Here is a 15,251-nt window from a genome sequence, read left to right on the forward strand (position 1 = left end):
CACGCCTTCATCGCTCTTGGCCGCATGATGGCGCATGCCCGCGTTCACGAGAGGTTCTCTCTTAGCGTACGTAAAATGCACTTTCGTGTAGTGACCCCCAGTTGCCCGCCGTGCTCGGCGCGATGGCGAACGCCGCCCCAACGTCACGGCAGCTCCTCCCCGCCGCCATCGCCGCAACGACACGGTCGCGCAGATCATCTGAATAAGGCTTGCCCATCCCATGCCGGCCTCCGTCCCAGCCAGCACTCTGAATCAGAAAATCAGCCCGATGGGAATCCTCGCCGATTCAACTTGGTCGCATCCGACTCTAGANCCCATCCCATGCCGGCCTCCGTCCCAGCCAGCACTCTGAATCAGAAAATCAGCCCGATGGGAATCCTCGCCGATTCAACTTGGTCGCATCCGACTCTAGCTACTTGCCGTGCTTGGTCCAACCAACGCTGTTTGCACGTTCCAAGGCGATCAAGGCGTCTGATACCGCCTTCTGCGCGACTAGAAGATATCCTTCGGCAATGCTGGGCCATGTTAGCTCATCGAACGGATTTGTGACGTTGCCGTTGAAATAATCGAGAGCTTCATGGGCGCGTGCAGCCGCCTCGATTACCTTGGCGGTATGTTTCTTTGCCCTGTCAGATTTCTTCATCGTGCCTCATGAGGCCATAGCCCATCAAGAGATCGCGAGCGGTGGCAGCTGCCACCGCTCTACCTTCCGTCAGTTTTGAGCCTGTCACGATCTACGGACAGCTGGGGTAGCACCGGATACTTTAAGGCTTCACGCTCCCGCGCCCGACCTTCATCTATCCCGTAAGATGTCCCAATCATCAAACCTACGAAGAACACGGGGATCATGAGCAGGAGCATCGAGCCGAAGCGTGTTCTACGGCGAGAGCTTTGGATCGCGAGCGCATCACGTTGCAGCTTGAGGGCTGTTATGATCGTCTCGGTAGCAAGGGTGATTTCATGGGCGTCGTCGCCCACATTTGTAAGCAATTGCTCAACGTCCGTCAGAGGGCGGTCCATCTGTTTACCCACTTCGCTTAGATCAGACCAAGCGAGGTTTCTGGAATGAATCACGCGAAGCAAGGTTTCAATGTGACGATCGAGATCTGACACGTCTCTCGACGCCACTGGATCAGGCCGGGGAATGTTCATCGTGCGGCTCCCATTTCCAAAAGGCACGAGCCATGCATCTAGCGCGAGCGGGACGGCTTTCTTTCCTGCTGGCGAAGCGTCAAATCCTCGCGGGCTATGCGGGTAGCCTCATTCTGGCGCTGTTGCTCGAAACGTGCCGCAGGGATCGGTCCGCCGTTCTCAATCCGCTTGGCCACCGTTTCCTTCGCGTTCTCGACGTAGCGCGCCTGATCCTCCTTTTTGGGAAAGCGCGTCTTAGCTTCGATTGAGGCCGCCAGGACGTGCGATTGCGCGGCCTTGAATTGCGGATCGGTCGCATTCTCGCGGTGGGAGTTACGGCGGAATTGTTCGGCCGCCGCGCGAGACTCGGTAGGGTCTTGCTTTGCCATGCTCGCTCTTTTCGTAGGGTCTTGAGCTTCGCGCGCCTTGTCACGCGCCGCCAATCTCTCTCCCTCAAGTTTCAGCTGGGGAGAAGGCTCGAAGTCTTTGACGGCGACACCGGCGCGGGCAGCTTCCAGATAGACCGCCTTCTTGAAATCATCGCTGCCATGAACACGGATCGACTGCCAGCCATTATGCTTCGCAATGGCGACCGCATCGCCAATCGCATGGTCCTTGTTGATGCGGATGCCATCTTGTCCCTTGATCGACATATCGGGCTTTTCATCGCGACCGCTTCGAAACAGATCGTCGCCTACGCGCAGATATTTTCGTTCGAGCTGGGCCGGTAGCGCCAAGGCTTTATCGTCAACCTGTTTGGCTTGGGGTTTCGACGTTGCCGCCTGATCGGCGCGCGAAGGTGCGGCCATTTCTTCCGGGCCGGATTTTGCGCGAGCGCCCTCATGAATGTTGAGCGTCTTGTCGGCCGAGGGGGAGGGCGCCGCTTCACGCTTGGGCTTCTTCGGCCAGTTATCAATATCTTTCTGTGCGGCCGCCAGCTTTTCGCGCAGCTGATCGGGCGTGGCCTTGTCCGCCGACTGGAGGTAGGATTTGACGGAGGGGCTGTAGTAGCCCGGCACGGCGTTGGACCCATCATTCTCCCAGGACGTCCAAGCCAGCTGCACGCGCTTGTCACCGACTTTCATATCAAGTGCCACATCGCCGTGGATATTTGATTTTGCGAACGCCTGAATGGCTTCGGGGAAGGTCTGGAATACCTTAGCGCCTCGCGTGTCGCTGACCGTAAAAAGGCGCGCGTCGGCTTTATCCGACGCCTTGGCCGGTGCATCAGCTGATTTTGCGGGCGCCTGTTCACCATTATCGGCCATATTCTTCTCCTTCACTTAGAACTAGATCCCGGCGCTGACCTTCCCATTCCTCTTTCGTCGGATCGGGACCAATAATGTCGTCGAAGTCGATTTCATCGAAAGCCATGCTGCCGTCCTTCACCGTGAGGTTCGGCATGTCGCGATCGAGGGCGAGAACGTCTTCGGGAATGTCCTGCACCTGGTCATCGGCCAGTGCGGAATAATCGTTGAAAGCCGCCAGCTCTTCATCGCTCAGATCATCGACGGGCGCGATCGGCACGACCGGCTTGGGCAGCGCCGGCACTGCCGGGGCAGTCGTCAGGCGCGAGCGGAAAACCGAATCCTTGAAATAGCGGATTTTCTTCCCGCGAATGACGGGGATACCGCCACGGATGACGAGAATATCGTCTTCGGGCAGCTGCATCAGCTCTTGCGGGAGCATCAACGCGCGGCGCTGTTCCGAGATCGTCTTGCTTCGATTGGCGAGCAATCCATGTATCGTCAGGGACCGGCTTTCCGCATCCTGACCGAGAAAGCCGAGGCGTTCCGACAGTTCCTTTGCGACCCGCAGCTCCTTCGGCGTGAAGGCAATTTCGACACCGCAGTTCGATACGATTTCGTCCGCGCCATGCTCACCATAGACATTCCGCAGTTGGGACCGGGACTGGATGACCGGGAGCAGACGAAGCCCATAGCCGCGCACATAGGAGAACGCATTTGCAATGACCTGGGCGCGGCCGAGCCGCGCAAATTCGTCCAGAATGAGCAGCACGGACAGCTTTTCGCTATCGTCGGGCAGTTGCCGGGTGTTGAGGTCGATCAGCTGCTGAAAAAACAAATTGTAGAGCGGCGCGACCCTATCGAGTTCATCCGGCGAGACGCCGAGATAGATCGAGGTCGGGATGCGGCGCAGGTCCGTCAGGGAAAAGTCGCTTTCGGCCGTCGCGCGATCGACAATGGGATTGATCCAGAGATTGAGCTTCGAGGTGACGGTCTGGATAATGCCGGTGAATGTGTTGTCCGCGCTGGACGTAAAATCGCTCAACGCGGCGCGGCACCCTTCCGATAGCGCGCTATCGCCAGCTTCCTTGGCGAAGAATGCCTTCATCCCCGGCATCGTGATGGTCCGGTATATCTCGCCAAACGAGAAGGGACGTTCAGGCTTGGCCGCGATCCACGATGCAATGCCGACAAAGGCCGTGCGGGCTGATTCCGTCCAGAATGCCTCGCCCTTCTCCGGGGGCACGAAGAGCATCGTCGCGATCTTCTGCAATTCGACCAGGACCTCAATTGGATCGGCCCTGTTGATGTAGCTAAGCGGGTTGTAGCGGGCCGTGCGGCCTTCTCTGTCCGTAGGGTTGAACAGCACAACCTTTTGGCCGCCCTTGCGGCGGAAACCCGCCGTGATTTCATAGTTCTCGCGCTTAATATCGAGCACGACAACCGAATCCGGCCATTGCAACAGATTGGGGATGACGATGCCGACGCCCTTGCCCGATCCGGTAGGCGCTTCGAGCAATACATGCTCCATCTTGCCCACCATGAGGAAGCGGTTGCGGACGCGGCCGAGCACAATGCCCTTTTTCGCGCGAAGGCCCGCCTTGCGGATTTCACCTTCGCGCGCGAAGCGGGCTTCACCGTGAAGGTTCTTTTTCGGCCGCAGGACGATCGCCATAAGCAACACCGGCAGCGGCACGCCAATGACCGCCCCTCGCCAGAGCGCTTCGGTCACGACAGGATCATGGCGGTAATACCAGAAGAAGCCGGGGAGCTTGAGCGGATCATAAGCCGCGGCGGGCATCTTGAGAAAGAACCACGCCACCGTGCCGGTCAGCAGGCCGATCAGCAGGAGTGTGATCGGAAGGAGGACGAGGGCCAGTGCGAGCCTGTTAGAGCCTGTTTTCTGGATCAAAATATATCTCCGTCACGCGAAAGCGGCCTTCGACCTTCTTGGTCTGCACGACCACATCAACCAGCAGCTTGAGCAGGCTGCGAATGTCGTCACGGGCCAGATCGGCGCCGCCCTCGCTTTCCTTGACCAGCAATGTCAGCTGTTCGAACGCGAGTTCGGCCGAGTCCGCATGGATCGTCGTGATCGAGCCAGGATGGCCCGAGTTGACGTTGCGGAGATAGAAGAACGCGGTGCCGTCGCGCAGCTCCTGCAACAATATCCGGTCAGGCCGCATACGCAGGGCCGATTCCAGAAGATCCTTTGCAGAGATTTTCGCGGTGCCCTGCTTGTCCTTCGCATAGAGCATGTGGACCACGTTACGATGCGGGACCACCAGTTCGCGCGTGTCTTCGATCGTCAGCAGACGCTCATGCGGCGGAATGAGCTGGATCAGCCCCTTAGAGAGCGTCGTCTTTCCCGAGCCGGTAGCGCCAGAAATCAGGATATTCTTGCGGCCCTGGACTGCCTTTTGGAAAAATTCGACGTGCTTTCCTGCGTCGAGCAGATCGCGCAATTCAACATCGAGCGGCGAGACTTGCCGGGTTGCGATCTTTGTCTCGCTAAACAGCCCACCGCGCTCGAAATCCTCCATCGTCAACGTCACCGATGATGGCTTGCGGATGGTGATGGAGACTGTGCCGGCAGGGACAGCAGGCGGCACTACCAGCTGCACACGCTCGCCGCTGGGGAGGATTGTGGAGCAGATCGGCGTGGACTGGCTTATGTCCTGATGCGTGAAAGCCGCCGCTGCCCGCGCGAGCGCGAGCAGCGACTTTTCATTGAGGTCGGGCAATGTCTCCCAGGACCACCCATCGCGCGTTTCAATCGCAGCCTCGCCAGCGTTGTTAATCACCAGCTCCGTTACGTCCTCACGCGCGAGCAGAGGGCGCAGCGGCAGCAAGGCGTTTTCGAGGACAGCCGTATTGCTCATTGGCCGCGCCGAAGCCGCAGGCCGTAGATGTTGGAGAAATCGAAGTCGCGCGCGACCATGATCCCCACTTCCGCGCCCTGATTGATACGAAGCACCGGTTGAATCTGCATCGTATCCCGCAAGATCGTGTCTGACGCTTGGCTGGGAACCCGCGTGACGTTATCCGCGTCGGAAACTTCCGAGGCGGCGATCGAAGCGGCATCGTTAAGCGAGCTGAACAACAGCGCCGCCCCGAAGCGTTCCCAAAAGAAGTTCTTCACGCCGCCTGCCATGCCCGAACGGCCAAGCGCATCGCTGGCGGGCGAACCCACGTCGATCGCCACGCCGCGAGGCGTGACGGCGCGGTTCCATACCGCAAAGAGACGATATTTCCCGCGCTGGACGCCGGTTTGATATTCGCCCAGGACGCGCGTTCCCTTTTCCAGCAGAACGACGCGGCCGTTGTCCGAATAAATGTCGCGGGGAATGATGCAGCTGACATATCCGGGCTGACTGGAATCCATCGCGGTTTGCAGCACGCACGGAATGAACGAACCCGCGAGGATCAGCATATCGCGGTTGCCAATGTCGCGGCCCGAGACCCGATCAATTTGCGAGGTCTGGCGCATGTTTTCCAGATTGGTCCGTCGCGATCCACCTTGCCCATCGCCATCGGCCGACGCACCAATCAACTGCGCGCCCTGTGCTCCTGCGCCGCCGCCCATGGGCAGGCCGGTGGCAGCTGCCACCGCTCCACCGACGCCGCCGCTGTTTTCGCCACCATAAGCCATGATCCCGGCGCGGCGTTGGGCCTCTGCGATGACTTGCCCCTCAGACTTTTGGGGGCGGCCGCTTGCCCCGGCTGTGCGGGGCGCTTGGCTTCCATCAAGGGCGGGCACTTCCGTCATGGGCACCGGCGCGTTCGGATCATTTGGCGCATCGGCAAGCGTTGGCGCTATGATCGACTTGGGATCGTAGTTGGCGAGCTGCCTTTCATCCGGCTTTTCGGCTTTCTCGGCTTTTTCGGTCGGATCGCTCCGCATCGCGTCGATTGTGCTGAAACCGAGCACGATCGCGCCGCAGGCAATCGCAGCGAGGACGACCGCCTTTTTGGGGTCGATCGACCTGTTCGGAAGGGCGGCAATCTTGGCCTGGCGCTCGCTTTGCCGCTCAATGTCTTCCGGATCGGGCACCGGCTCCGATGCGAGGGGCCGGTTTTCGACCGTCTCGCCCTGCGAAATGATGTTGTCGCCATGCGGCGCATTGTCATGATCGTTCGCAGCCATCTTACTCAACCCCTGTGGTTCGCTCGACCAGCCCCGAGGCCGTGTCAGTTTTGGGATCGCGCCCGTAATAGTCAGTCTTCTGATTATGGATGCAGAGCACTTCGAGGCCCCGGCGCAGCCGGATTGTCCTGTAAACCCCGTGCAGCACCACATATTCATCGCGCACATCGAAGGAGGCGATGGCTTCCGATCCATCAGGATTGACGATGAAGAACGCCGGCAACTCACGCTGGTTGGGGAAGCGCATCACCGTGAACTGTCCGTTATCAGACACTTCGGAGGGCTGGATGGCCGTCGATCCTTGCATGATGTAATCGGCGTTGCGCGTGCCTTCCAGCACGCCAATATCGAGCGCGGACTTCACCGCGCCGCGTTCCAAGGCTTTCAGCTGGGCCAGCTGGGCCATGGCGGCTTGCGCCTGCGCTTCGGCCGCTTCCTGTTCAGGATAGCGGAAAACGACCGTATAGAAGCCGCTGCCCCGCTGCGTTGGCGACAGAGCGAACCGATAGCTGCGCGGGCCATAGCGCGAACGTGTAATGACTGTCAGGTTCGTGCGACCCGCTCGCTCGCGTGGTTTGATGAAGAGCGAATTGGCAGCCGGTGCGACTTCCCAGGACACGGTATCACCCAGCGCCACATGCTCGACTACTTCATCCTTGGCGAAGACGATTTCCGTGGCGATGCGGAACACGCCCGGAATCTCATAGACTTGCCGATCATTGTAGTTCGCTTCACGAACCCGGTGATCGAGCACCGTCGCATGGGGCGTTTCTTCGGCCATCGCCGGCGACGCAGCCAGCGCGATCGCGAGCGCAAACGGGGCGCTCCACTTCAACACGGTCATTGGGGCACCTCCACGTCAGCGCGATAGCTCTCGACCTGATAGCCAAGCGGATTTTTGAAGCGGTCCACTTCCTTGCTCGGCGTGCCATCGACCTTGTATTTGATGGTCGCGACGGCATCGGTTTTGGTCGAGTTCGAGCCGGTCACAGATTCCTTGGTGAAATAGACCTGCGCGACGTTGCCGCCCAGGAACGACACCCGCTTGATTTCGACAAAAACATCAGTGCGGTTCGCAAGGATGTTTTGCGGACTTTGGGGATTGTCGGTCTTGTAGAAGCGTGACCACCGATCCTGTTCGGGCCGCGCCGACATGACCATGACCGCATCGAAATATTCTTCGCGAGCGGCCGCTATCCAGCCTTCGCGATAGCGGACATAGGTAGCGAGGAAATACTTACGGACCGCCTCGTCATAGGTGATCGTCGCGTCACCGTGGAGCTTGGCGGCGATCGACGCCTCGCCCGTGTTACGGTCCACCGTAATAACATATGGCTCGACCGTTTTCAGAGGCGTCAGCGCTGCAACGGCCACAACGCCAGCAGTCGCGAGGGCGCCAGCAACGCCAGCGACGACCCACGCCAGCTTTTTGGAGCGCTCGGCCGCCGCAAGCTTGTCACGTTCCCAGCTTGCAGCCTCTTCAAAATAGGCTTTCAGCTCGTCCTTTGGAATACCAACTGCCATCGTAACACCTCAGCAATTCGAGTAGATCGGGCCGCGCAGCGAGGCGCTTAGACGCGGCACTTCGACCGCCCGCGATGCGTCCGACTGTTCATTCCCCGGAGTGGCAGGGTCTGCCGGGGCGGCGTCCGGAGTTGCCGGTGTGCCCTGATTGAACACGTCCACATTCGCCGGGGCGGTTCGCTGCGCGGCCTGATCCGGGATCGAGGGAAGGGTAAGCCCATGCGGATTTGCGGGCCGCATCGGCCCCTCGCATTTGGCTGGTTTTTTGACGGGCTGGCCTGCGCAGGCCGCCAGCGCCAGGCAGATTCCGAGTCCAAGCAACTTGCGCATATTCATTCCCTCAAGCTCTGGTGATTGTGTTTCGGTTGCGCCAACGGCGAACCGCCGACGAGAAGCCCCGTCCCATGCTGGCCCCCATGGCGCGGGCATCGCTGGCCGCGTGCCCTGCGCCCGTTGCCACTGCCCCGCCACCGCTCATCACGGCGTTACCGAACTGCGACACCATCGCAGCAGCACCACCGCCCAACGAGGCCGCAATTCCGGGGATTTGTAGGAAGAAGAAGCAGGCGAGGACGTAGAAGGCGATGATGCGAACGCATGTGTCCCAAACGTGCTCAAACTGACCGTCGAAGGATGCTGTTGCAGATTCTGCGACGTTGGCGACGACAAGCACCAGCAACAATGCGAACAAAGACAGCATCAAGAAGTTCAGGACGCTACCGAGCCACGAGAAGAAGTAGCTTCTGGTGGAATCGAACAGCAGCGCACCGACGAATATCGGACCAACCACCGCCAGACAGGCCAGCGCGAACAGCGCATAGAGCACGATCACAAAGCCAACCGCGAGCGCGAACAACGCGGCTACAGCGGTTAGCAAGATGATTATGGTTGCGCCGATGCACAGGATGATCGCAGTCGCTGCCCCCTGCAAATCCCACATGCTGGCGTTCTGCTCCGCATATTCCTTGGTGGCATCCTGCATCCCTATCAGCGCAACATCGACGCGCGCCCACATCGTATCAAACGACCCACCGACGCCATTTGGCGAGCCTCCGATGATTGAGGCAAACTCATTAGGCAGCCCCGTCACGATCATTTGTGCAATTGATGCTCCGTAAAGGCTTGTCACAGCCCAATAGAGTGCAGCGAGCATGAGGGAGCGATAGACGTATTCGCGGAACGGGTATTGCACAGCACCGCGCATGATAGCGTAGCCGAGCAGTATGATATAAATCACCATTCCCGTGCGGAGCGGCCCAGCGATCCAGCCAACAAACCCAGCGTAGTTTGAAACTACAGAAGAGTTGAGTTCGTTGACGAAGCCCTGATAGGCATTTGTGAATAGATCGTATTCCACCAGATCGCTCCGCGTTATTATTTAATTGAGCTTCGAGCTGTCACATTCCCGCCGCTTTGCGAGCGCGAGCCATCTGATCTTCTCGGTCACGGGAATATTTGATGGACGCGATGGCGGACTTGATGCCTCTGCAATTCTTGGCGACGGGAATGGGAAGATCGGATTGTTTGAGTTCGCTGTTCATGATCTTGTCGCACTCCGATACGATCACCGGAATTTGATCTTCATTGGCTTTGAGCCATTCCACGTCGTGGTAGGTCATGAGGATTTCGGGAAAAGCGGGCGCGCGTTGGCAGCCGGCGATTAAGCCGGCTGCGCTCAATGCTACTAAGGCCATCTTTCGCATTCTTACATTCCCGCCGCTGCCCGTGCGCGGGCCAGTTGCTCTTCACGATCGCGGGAATAGCTGGACAGTGCTTCCGCCGTTTTGGCCGCTTGCTCAGCCCGACGCGCCCGCTCCATGGCATCGACGCGGAGCTGGTCGTTCATCATCGACGCACTTTCGAGCTGGATGCGCGCTTGTAGGTCAGCAACTTCCTTGGCCGTTGACGCCGACGCTAGGCGACTGCGCAGCTCTTCCAAGCCTTCGCCGCGCGATGTGGCCGCTTCGCCCATCCCTTCGGCCATGGCCTTGTCCATCGCGATCGAGCGCGCCGACTGATAGCGAACATCGGTTTGATCGCCATTCGCGGACACGCCGAGACGTTCGAGCATGTCCTGATAGATCGCATCGGAACGGCCGCCGTAGCCGCCGCCGCCGCTGAAATCGCCGCGCGCCATGCGTTCGAGGGAGTTCACATCGACGCCGAGCGTGCGAAGCGAATCCGTCTTGAGCTGGTTGGCGATCGAGGAAACATCGGTCAGCTGGTTCAGCCCTTGGTAGAGCTGCTGCGCTTCCGCAATCTGCTGGCGACCCTGCTCAATCATCTGCATGGTCTTCTGGATTTGTTCGATATGCTTGAGCACGGACGTGCTATCGAACACAGGGATACCCTGCGCACTGGCTGGCGTCGCGGCCGCAAGGCTCCCGATCGACACAGCCGCCAAGAAAAGCTGCTTCATAGTCTCACTCCTTTCAGCTTGGGCGCCGGCGCCGGTGAAATTCCGGCAACCAGAGCTTCGGATCATTGCCCAGTTCGGCAATCACTTCGCGGGCCACGCCCGTTGTCTCAGCGCGCCCCGACAGCACGGCCAGTTCATCGTCCATGCCAATGAGATCCAGGCCGACCACAACGGAGTCATGGCCCTGCTTCACGAGGAATTTGCGGCTTTCCGGCGACAGCTCTTCGCGCACCAGCTTAAATTCCGCCTCCGACAGCGAGAAGCCTTCGATGTAATCTCGGCGCTGGCCGAACGGATTGGGCAGGAAGATTTTCGTCGCGACCTGCTCCAAGATCGAATGGCTGATCGTGGACCGCAGCGCGTCCGCAGGCGACTGTGTTGCAAAGACGAGGAAGGCATTGCGCTTGCGGTATGTCTTGAGGCCATCCTGCGCGAATGCCGTGAACGCCGGATCGGCCAGAGCCTTCCAAAATTCGTCAATCGCAATAACCATGCGCTCGCCTGTCAGGAGCGCGTCTATCCGCTCGAACAGGTAGAGCATGACCGGCGTGCGGATTTCCGCGTTTTCGAGGAAGTCGGTCATATCGAAGCCCACGAAACGGGCTTCGAGCGACATGGAATCTTCCTCATTATCGAAAACCCAGCCAAGGTTCCCCTCGGAGGTCCACTTGACCAGGCGCGCGCCGACGCCGCCCGAATCCGACATGCCGAGCATGGTCCGCAGCGCCGACAGCGAGCGTTGCTCGCGTGGCAGCTTCATCACGGCTTCAATGCCATCGTCGATCAGGTGCGATTCCTGCACCGTGATCGGCGCACCCTCTTGCTTCACCAGCTGGCGGATGAAGCGACCGAGGAACGCGCGATGGGAAGCCGTATTGTCGAGCGCCTTGAGCGGAGCGAAGCCCGTAGGCTCCCCGTTGCGCAGCGCGAGATAGGTGCCGCCGCTGGCTCGAACAAAAATTTCCGCGCCCTGATCCTTGTCGATGAAGATATGGCGCGCGTTGAACTTTTCGAGCTGCGCCATCAGGAAGTTGACCAGCACCGTCTTGCCGCCGCCCGATGGACCAATGACCATCGAATGGCCCAGGTCCGCCGAATGGAAATTGAAGTAATAGGGGCTGCGAGCGCTTGTCTTGAGCAAGGCGACCGCAGGCCCCCAATGATTGCCGTCCTCGTGCCCTGCCGGGAAGGTATGGAAGGGCGAGAACGCCGAGAAATTATATGACGTGATCGGCGCGGGGCGCGCCCTCCACGCGAAATTGCCGACCAGCTGCGACCAATAGGCAGCTTCCAGCGCCGCGCTTTCGCGGGCGGCGACCATGCCCGTATCGGCCAGGGCCGCGCGCGCGATCGACATGTTATCGCGCAGCTTTTTCAAATCCTCCGCGAACACCGTCAGCGTGAAATGATGGTCCCCCAGCACGAAGCGGTTCGATTGCAAATCGTCGGCCGCGTCGATCAGCTCATCCATCTGACTGATCGCCTTGTCACCGGCGTTCGCCATTTGGGTCTGGCGAAGCCGAAACCGTTCTGTTGCCGCTGTGCGCGACAGGAACGTGAACGACTGCGTTATGGCGAGGCTGAAATCGACCGACAGCAGCGATTCAAACTGGCGCGGCGTTGTCGATGACGGATACTCGCGAATACCGAAAATGCCGCCGAACATCGAATGATCGGCGTCGCGGACCTCAAATGTCTCAGCGCCGATGATCGCGCGGCTCGCATAGAGCGCCGAGCCGAGACGGCCACGGACCAGAGGGCAGCGCCGATAGCGCCCTGTCATCACCTGGTTCAATATTTCCAGCGGTTCGGAGAACAGGAGGCCGCGGTGCTCATAGATGCCGACACGGCGCGGACGAACGCGCAGCAGCAGCTTTTCCAGATCGCGCACCTTGTCTTCCAGCAGCTCTAGGGCTTCCGCGATATTGGCGTTCTTGTCCTCCTGCTTCTTGCGCAGGAAATCCATCAGCTTGTCGGTCGCGTTTGCCGTTGGGCGGATCACGACCGTCATGAAAAAGCGGTTGCGGAACATGCGTTCGGCCGTCATCCGCTCATAATATTTTTGATCGAGCTTAGCGGCGAAATGGGAGCGGAACGTGCCGCCTGGATAGTCGCGCACGCGCATCCGCAGCATGTGCGTCCAGATCGAAAGCCGCTCGTCATGGATATTGCGCCAGACCCCGTTGAGGCGCGTGTGCCAATCGTTCAGATCGCGCACGTCCGAAGTCTCGAAGGGCCGCCCATCCAGTTCGAGCATGAGCATCAGATCGCCATTATCGAGGGCGACCACATGCTCATTGACATGCCGCGAATACGGCAAGAATTTCTCGGGCATTTCCTCCCGCTTGGCCTTGTCAAAAGGCACCTTCTCCGCGAGCGCGCTCTTACCGAACACCACGACCAAATCCCTTTCGCTTGATTCCGTAGAGCGGCAGCGGCGTGTAGCTCGACCCACCCCAAAAGACGCGGTTCCGGTTCGCCGCTTTGGTCCGGCCCCACAGGAAGATCAGCCGGAATGCGTTCACGTCATGCCGAACGATAAGCCGCGCCATCGCATAAAGCGCGACGGCGGCTGCGCCGCCGTAGAGAGGATTGCCCGAACCAACCAACGTGATTGCGCCCGCCATGATGATGAGCGCGCCCGCTTCAATGGGAACACCCGCCCACAAAGCGGGGCGGGTGACGGCCAAGAACAGCGGGTCTTTTGTCATTTCTTCCTGACCGTCCATCCCCGATCACCCCGTAATCGTGTCGACGATCCACGGCGCGGAGAACACGATCACCACGCCAACTACGACCGTGACGAGCATCTGCACCGAAGCGCGGCCGAGGAACCACAAAAGGCCGACGACGATGATCGCAATGATCGCCAGCGTGCGGAGCAAACCGTTGCTCAGCAGGCCGAGAATGTTGTCGGCCAGGCCTTCAAAGTTTGCCTGCGCAAAAGCCGGCTCCGCTACGAGCAGGCTTGCCAGCAGCGACAGGGGCAGCGCGCGCGCCATGAGCGGCGAGGGCTTGAAACGCGCGAGCAACGCATCGAGCCGGGATTCAGCTTTGATCTTCCAGATACGAAACATTCGACAACTCCTATCTTCGCCTTACGAACCAATCCGCGCGTGTTGGGCGCGGCCGAAAACATCCCACGCAGGCGGTGCAGGCGGTGGAGCCGCCTCCATGTTCTCCGCTGCGATTTCCGCCAGCTCCACCGGCACACGACCGGCGCCAGTGTCGCTCATGGCGGCGCTGGCGGGCTGATCGCCCACGATGACAGTCGGGATTGCGGTCGCAGGCCGACCGCTAACGCGCCGGCCTGCATTCTCCACGCGGGCGACATAGCCGTTGCGGAAACCTCTCGATTGAGAGCCTGTGTTATACATGCTGAGTGCGACCCGAAGGGCCTCTTGCGGGGTGCGACCCGTCTTGGCCGAACGGAAATTGGACAGGAGCACACGGCCTGCCGCTTCGACATTGGCGCACTGCTTGAAAACAGTGTCCCACGTCAGGCCGAGCCAACCCATGTTGCGTGAATTTATTTGGCCGAGGCCGAGATCCACGCTGTAGCCGCGCGCGACATAGGAACGTGCGGTTGCGATGGCCTCAGCCTCATTACGCGGACGGCGCGGCTGAGTGGCCACGCCGTTGACGTTGATCGCAAAAACATAGTTCGAAGATTCCGCATCGACGATCGCGGCGATCGTATGCGGTGATACCGCTGGGGCGCATTGCGCCGCCAGCGCAAGAACGGCTCCGGTTTCGAGGAACACGCTCCCGCTCCCGGTCAGTTGCGCGGCTGATAGTAGGTCTGTTGCCGCCCGTCAGTCCAAGTGACCGTCAAGCGCCCAGGCCTCCCATCATCCGGCTTCTTGTATTTGGTCTTCGCGATGCCCCCGCCCGTGCATGTCGGGAAGCTGCCGCCGAGAGCCAGCACGCGCCACAGTTTCGTGATCGGTGGAACACAGGCTGGATATTGCGTCGGACCACCCGGGTTGGAGATGCACAGCACAACCTCACATGCCCAGGTATTGTCCGACGCTACAGCGGGGGTCGATTGCACCGCAGCCCCCACCAGGGCAGTCGCGAGCGCGAAATTAAAAGCTTTCATCGCTTTCTCCCTCGTCATCGAGATTTATGCACATATCACGATGAAGGGGAAAGGGAAGCCTAAAACGCCACTTTGTTGCTACATTGTTTGTCAGGGACCAATCGGATATGGTCATCCTCATATCCGTAATCGAGCACGACATGTCGCACAGCACTTGACAGTCGCTTGTAGGTTTTAAGCGTCGGTTGCTCGAAAAGGCAGACATTCAGCCACTTATCGCCACGCCACGATACTTTGACATTGATGATCCATTCACTCGACGGCAGCTGCGCAATCTCGACCGCTTGGATCAATCCCCCAGCGGGGCGGCGGGTGGTTAGTTCGCGCTCAAGGATCGGATCATACTGCCAATCGTCGCTATGCGGCATCGTGATTTATTCCCTTTTACCGATTAGGATATGTCTATCCTCGCTTTGACGGCGAGGGCAACCCGGCTTGTCGTCTCTTGCCGTGCGCGCACATAAACGCCATGAAATGTGCGCGCACGCTTATAAGAGGGCATCGCGTGGATGGTACGCCAGACAACGCTAAACCCGAACAATACCAGAACGGCGATGTGAGGGCGGTCAACGGCGGAAGTCAATCAGCCCCAGCTCTTGCCACATCCACGTAAAATCATAGGTGGCCATTGGCTCGCCAGTCCCGGATTTTGCCGCACCATTCTCTATATATTTTAGCCAG

Annotated in this window: 18 protein-coding genes; all 18 read right to left on the minus strand. The window is 59.6% G+C overall.

Going from position 1 to position 15,251, the window contains the following annotated elements:
* Positions 1-412 precede the first annotated feature (412 nt).
* Genes ASE00_RS09775 through ASE00_RS09860 form a run of 18 tightly spaced genes read right to left on the minus strand, consistent with a single transcriptional unit; the run spans position 413 to position 14,938 of the window.
* On the minus strand, positions 413-643 hold the full coding sequence (locus ASE00_RS09775; RefSeq protein ID WP_056379769.1) for a hypothetical protein: 231 nt from the start codon (positions 641-643) through the stop codon (positions 413-415).
* A 59-nt stretch (positions 644-702) separates the two neighbouring features.
* Positions 703-1,152, minus strand: coding sequence for a hypothetical protein (locus ASE00_RS09780; protein ID WP_056379772.1), 450 nt, complete (start codon positions 1,150-1,152; stop codon positions 703-705).
* Between the two features lie 38 nt (positions 1,153-1,190).
* A complete protein-coding gene (locus ASE00_RS09785) occupies positions 1,191-2,399 on the minus strand; it encodes an LPD7 domain-containing protein (RefSeq protein WP_159832024.1) in 1,209 nt (402 codons plus the stop codon).
* Entirely contained in the window at positions 2,389-4,290 is a 1,902-nt protein-coding gene (locus ASE00_RS09790; protein ID WP_056379774.1) for a type IV secretory system conjugative DNA transfer family protein, read from the minus strand. The genes ASE00_RS09785 and ASE00_RS09790 overlap by 11 nt, the downstream gene beginning before the upstream one ends.
* Positions 4,268-5,260 carry a P-type DNA transfer ATPase VirB11 gene (gene virB11, locus ASE00_RS09795; protein WP_056379775.1) on the minus strand — a complete coding sequence of 331 codons (993 nt, stop codon included), beginning with the start codon at positions 5,258-5,260 and terminating at the stop codon, positions 4,268-4,270. Before virB11 ends, ASE00_RS09790 begins: the two co-directional genes overlap by 23 nt.
* Complete coding sequence (virB10, locus tag ASE00_RS09800; RefSeq protein WP_056379778.1) at positions 5,257-6,525, minus strand: type IV secretion system protein VirB10; 1,269 nt, start codon at positions 6,523-6,525, stop codon at positions 5,257-5,259. Before virB10 ends, virB11 begins: the two co-directional genes overlap by 4 nt.
* A gap of 1 nt (position 6,526) precedes the next feature.
* The gene (locus tag ASE00_RS09805) at positions 6,527-7,369 is read right to left on the minus strand and encodes a TrbG/VirB9 family P-type conjugative transfer protein (protein ID WP_021223056.1); all 843 of its coding nucleotides are present in this window, start codon (positions 7,367-7,369) and stop codon (positions 6,527-6,529) included.
* Entirely contained in the window at positions 7,366-8,049 is a 684-nt protein-coding gene (locus tag ASE00_RS09810) for a virB8 family protein (RefSeq protein ID WP_004213217.1), read from the minus strand. Before ASE00_RS09810 ends, ASE00_RS09805 begins: the two co-directional genes overlap by 4 nt.
* A 9-nt stretch (positions 8,050-8,058) precedes the next feature.
* Positions 8,059-8,379: a hypothetical protein gene (locus ASE00_RS09815; protein WP_056379789.1), complete on the minus strand. Its 321-nt coding sequence runs from the start codon at positions 8,377-8,379 to the stop codon at positions 8,059-8,061.
* 10 nt (positions 8,380-8,389) lie between these two features.
* Positions 8,390-9,406, minus strand: a complete 1,017-nt coding sequence (locus ASE00_RS09820) for a type IV secretion system protein (RefSeq protein ID WP_056379780.1) — start codon at positions 9,404-9,406, stop codon at positions 8,390-8,392.
* Positions 9,407-9,446: 40 nt separating this feature from the next.
* Positions 9,447-9,752 (minus strand): hypothetical protein, encoded by a 306-nt coding sequence (locus ASE00_RS09825; protein WP_056379782.1) that lies wholly within the window; start codon positions 9,750-9,752, stop codon positions 9,447-9,449.
* A gap of 2 nt (positions 9,753-9,754) precedes the next feature.
* Positions 9,755-10,468 carry a type IV secretion system protein gene (locus tag ASE00_RS09830; protein ID WP_021223006.1) on the minus strand — a complete coding sequence of 238 codons (714 nt, stop codon included), beginning with the start codon at positions 10,466-10,468 and terminating at the stop codon, positions 9,755-9,757.
* A 13-nt stretch (positions 10,469-10,481) separates the two neighbouring features.
* Positions 10,482-12,866: a VirB4 family type IV secretion/conjugal transfer ATPase gene (locus tag ASE00_RS09835; RefSeq protein ID WP_006949654.1), complete on the minus strand. Its 2,385-nt coding sequence runs from the start codon at positions 12,864-12,866 to the stop codon at positions 10,482-10,484.
* Positions 12,853-13,197, minus strand: a complete 345-nt coding sequence (locus ASE00_RS09840) for a type IV secretion system protein VirB3 (RefSeq protein WP_006949650.1) — start codon at positions 13,195-13,197, stop codon at positions 12,853-12,855. Before ASE00_RS09840 ends, ASE00_RS09835 begins: the two co-directional genes overlap by 14 nt.
* A gap of 6 nt (positions 13,198-13,203) precedes the next feature.
* Complete coding sequence (locus ASE00_RS09845; RefSeq protein WP_056379783.1) at positions 13,204-13,545, minus strand: TrbC/VirB2 family protein; 342 nt, start codon at positions 13,543-13,545, stop codon at positions 13,204-13,206.
* A 21-nt stretch (positions 13,546-13,566) separates the two neighbouring features.
* Complete coding sequence (locus tag ASE00_RS09850) at positions 13,567-14,232, minus strand: lytic transglycosylase domain-containing protein (protein WP_056379784.1); 666 nt, start codon at positions 14,230-14,232, stop codon at positions 13,567-13,569.
* 14 nt (positions 14,233-14,246) lie between these two features.
* Positions 14,247-14,570, minus strand: a complete 324-nt coding sequence (locus tag ASE00_RS09855) for a hypothetical protein (protein ID WP_004213198.1) — start codon at positions 14,568-14,570, stop codon at positions 14,247-14,249.
* 59 nt (positions 14,571-14,629) lie between these two features.
* Positions 14,630-14,938: a hypothetical protein gene (locus ASE00_RS09860; RefSeq protein WP_056379785.1), complete on the minus strand. Its 309-nt coding sequence runs from the start codon at positions 14,936-14,938 to the stop codon at positions 14,630-14,632.
* Positions 14,939-15,251 lie beyond the last annotated feature (313 nt).

This window comes from Sphingomonas sp. Root710, from assembly GCF_001429065.1.
In the GTDB taxonomy this organism is placed as follows: domain Bacteria; phylum Pseudomonadota; class Alphaproteobacteria; order Sphingomonadales; family Sphingomonadaceae; genus Rhizorhabdus.

Excerpts from the sequence above, each read along its gene's own strand:
- ASE00_RS09825 (WP_056379782.1), bottom strand. The coding sequence starts at position 9,752 with ATGCGAAAGATGGCCTTAGTAGCATTGAGCGCAGCCGGCTTAATCGCC.
- ASE00_RS09775 (WP_056379769.1), bottom strand. The coding sequence starts at position 643 with ATGAAGAAATCTGACAGGGCAAAGAAACATACCGCCAAGGTAATCGAG.
- ASE00_RS09805 (WP_021223056.1), bottom strand. The coding sequence starts at position 7,369 with ATGACCGTGTTGAAGTGGAGCGCCCCGTTTGCGCTCGCGATCGCGCTG.
- ASE00_RS09810 (WP_004213217.1), bottom strand. The coding sequence starts at position 8,049 with ATGGCAGTTGGTATTCCAAAGGACGAGCTGAAAGCCTATTTTGAAGAG.
- virB10 (WP_056379778.1), bottom strand. The coding sequence starts at position 6,525 with ATGGCTGCGAACGATCATGACAATGCGCCGCATGGCGACAACATCATT.
- ASE00_RS09780 (WP_056379772.1), bottom strand. The coding sequence starts at position 1,152 with ATGAACATTCCCCGGCCTGATCCAGTGGCGTCGAGAGACGTGTCAGAT.
- ASE00_RS09855 (WP_004213198.1), bottom strand. The coding sequence starts at position 14,570 with ATGAAAGCTTTTAATTTCGCGCTCGCGACTGCCCTGGTGGGGGCTGCG.
- ASE00_RS09845 (WP_056379783.1), bottom strand. The coding sequence starts at position 13,545 with ATGTTTCGTATCTGGAAGATCAAAGCTGAATCCCGGCTCGATGCGTTG.
- ASE00_RS09815 (WP_056379789.1), bottom strand. The coding sequence starts at position 8,379 with ATGCGCAAGTTGCTTGGACTCGGAATCTGCCTGGCGCTGGCGGCCTGC.
- ASE00_RS09840 (WP_006949650.1), bottom strand. The coding sequence starts at position 13,197 with ATGGACGGTCAGGAAGAAATGACAAAAGACCCGCTGTTCTTGGCCGTC.
- ASE00_RS09830 (WP_021223006.1), bottom strand. The coding sequence starts at position 10,468 with ATGAAGCAGCTTTTCTTGGCGGCTGTGTCGATCGGGAGCCTTGCGGCC.
- ASE00_RS09860 (WP_056379785.1), bottom strand. The coding sequence starts at position 14,938 with ATGCCGCATAGCGACGATTGGCAGTATGATCCGATCCTTGAGCGCGAA.
- virB11 (WP_056379775.1), bottom strand. The coding sequence starts at position 5,260 with ATGAGCAATACGGCTGTCCTCGAAAACGCCTTGCTGCCGCTGCGCCCT.
- ASE00_RS09785 (WP_159832024.1), bottom strand. The coding sequence starts at position 2,399 with ATGGCCGATAATGGTGAACAGGCGCCCGCAAAATCAGCTGATGCACCG.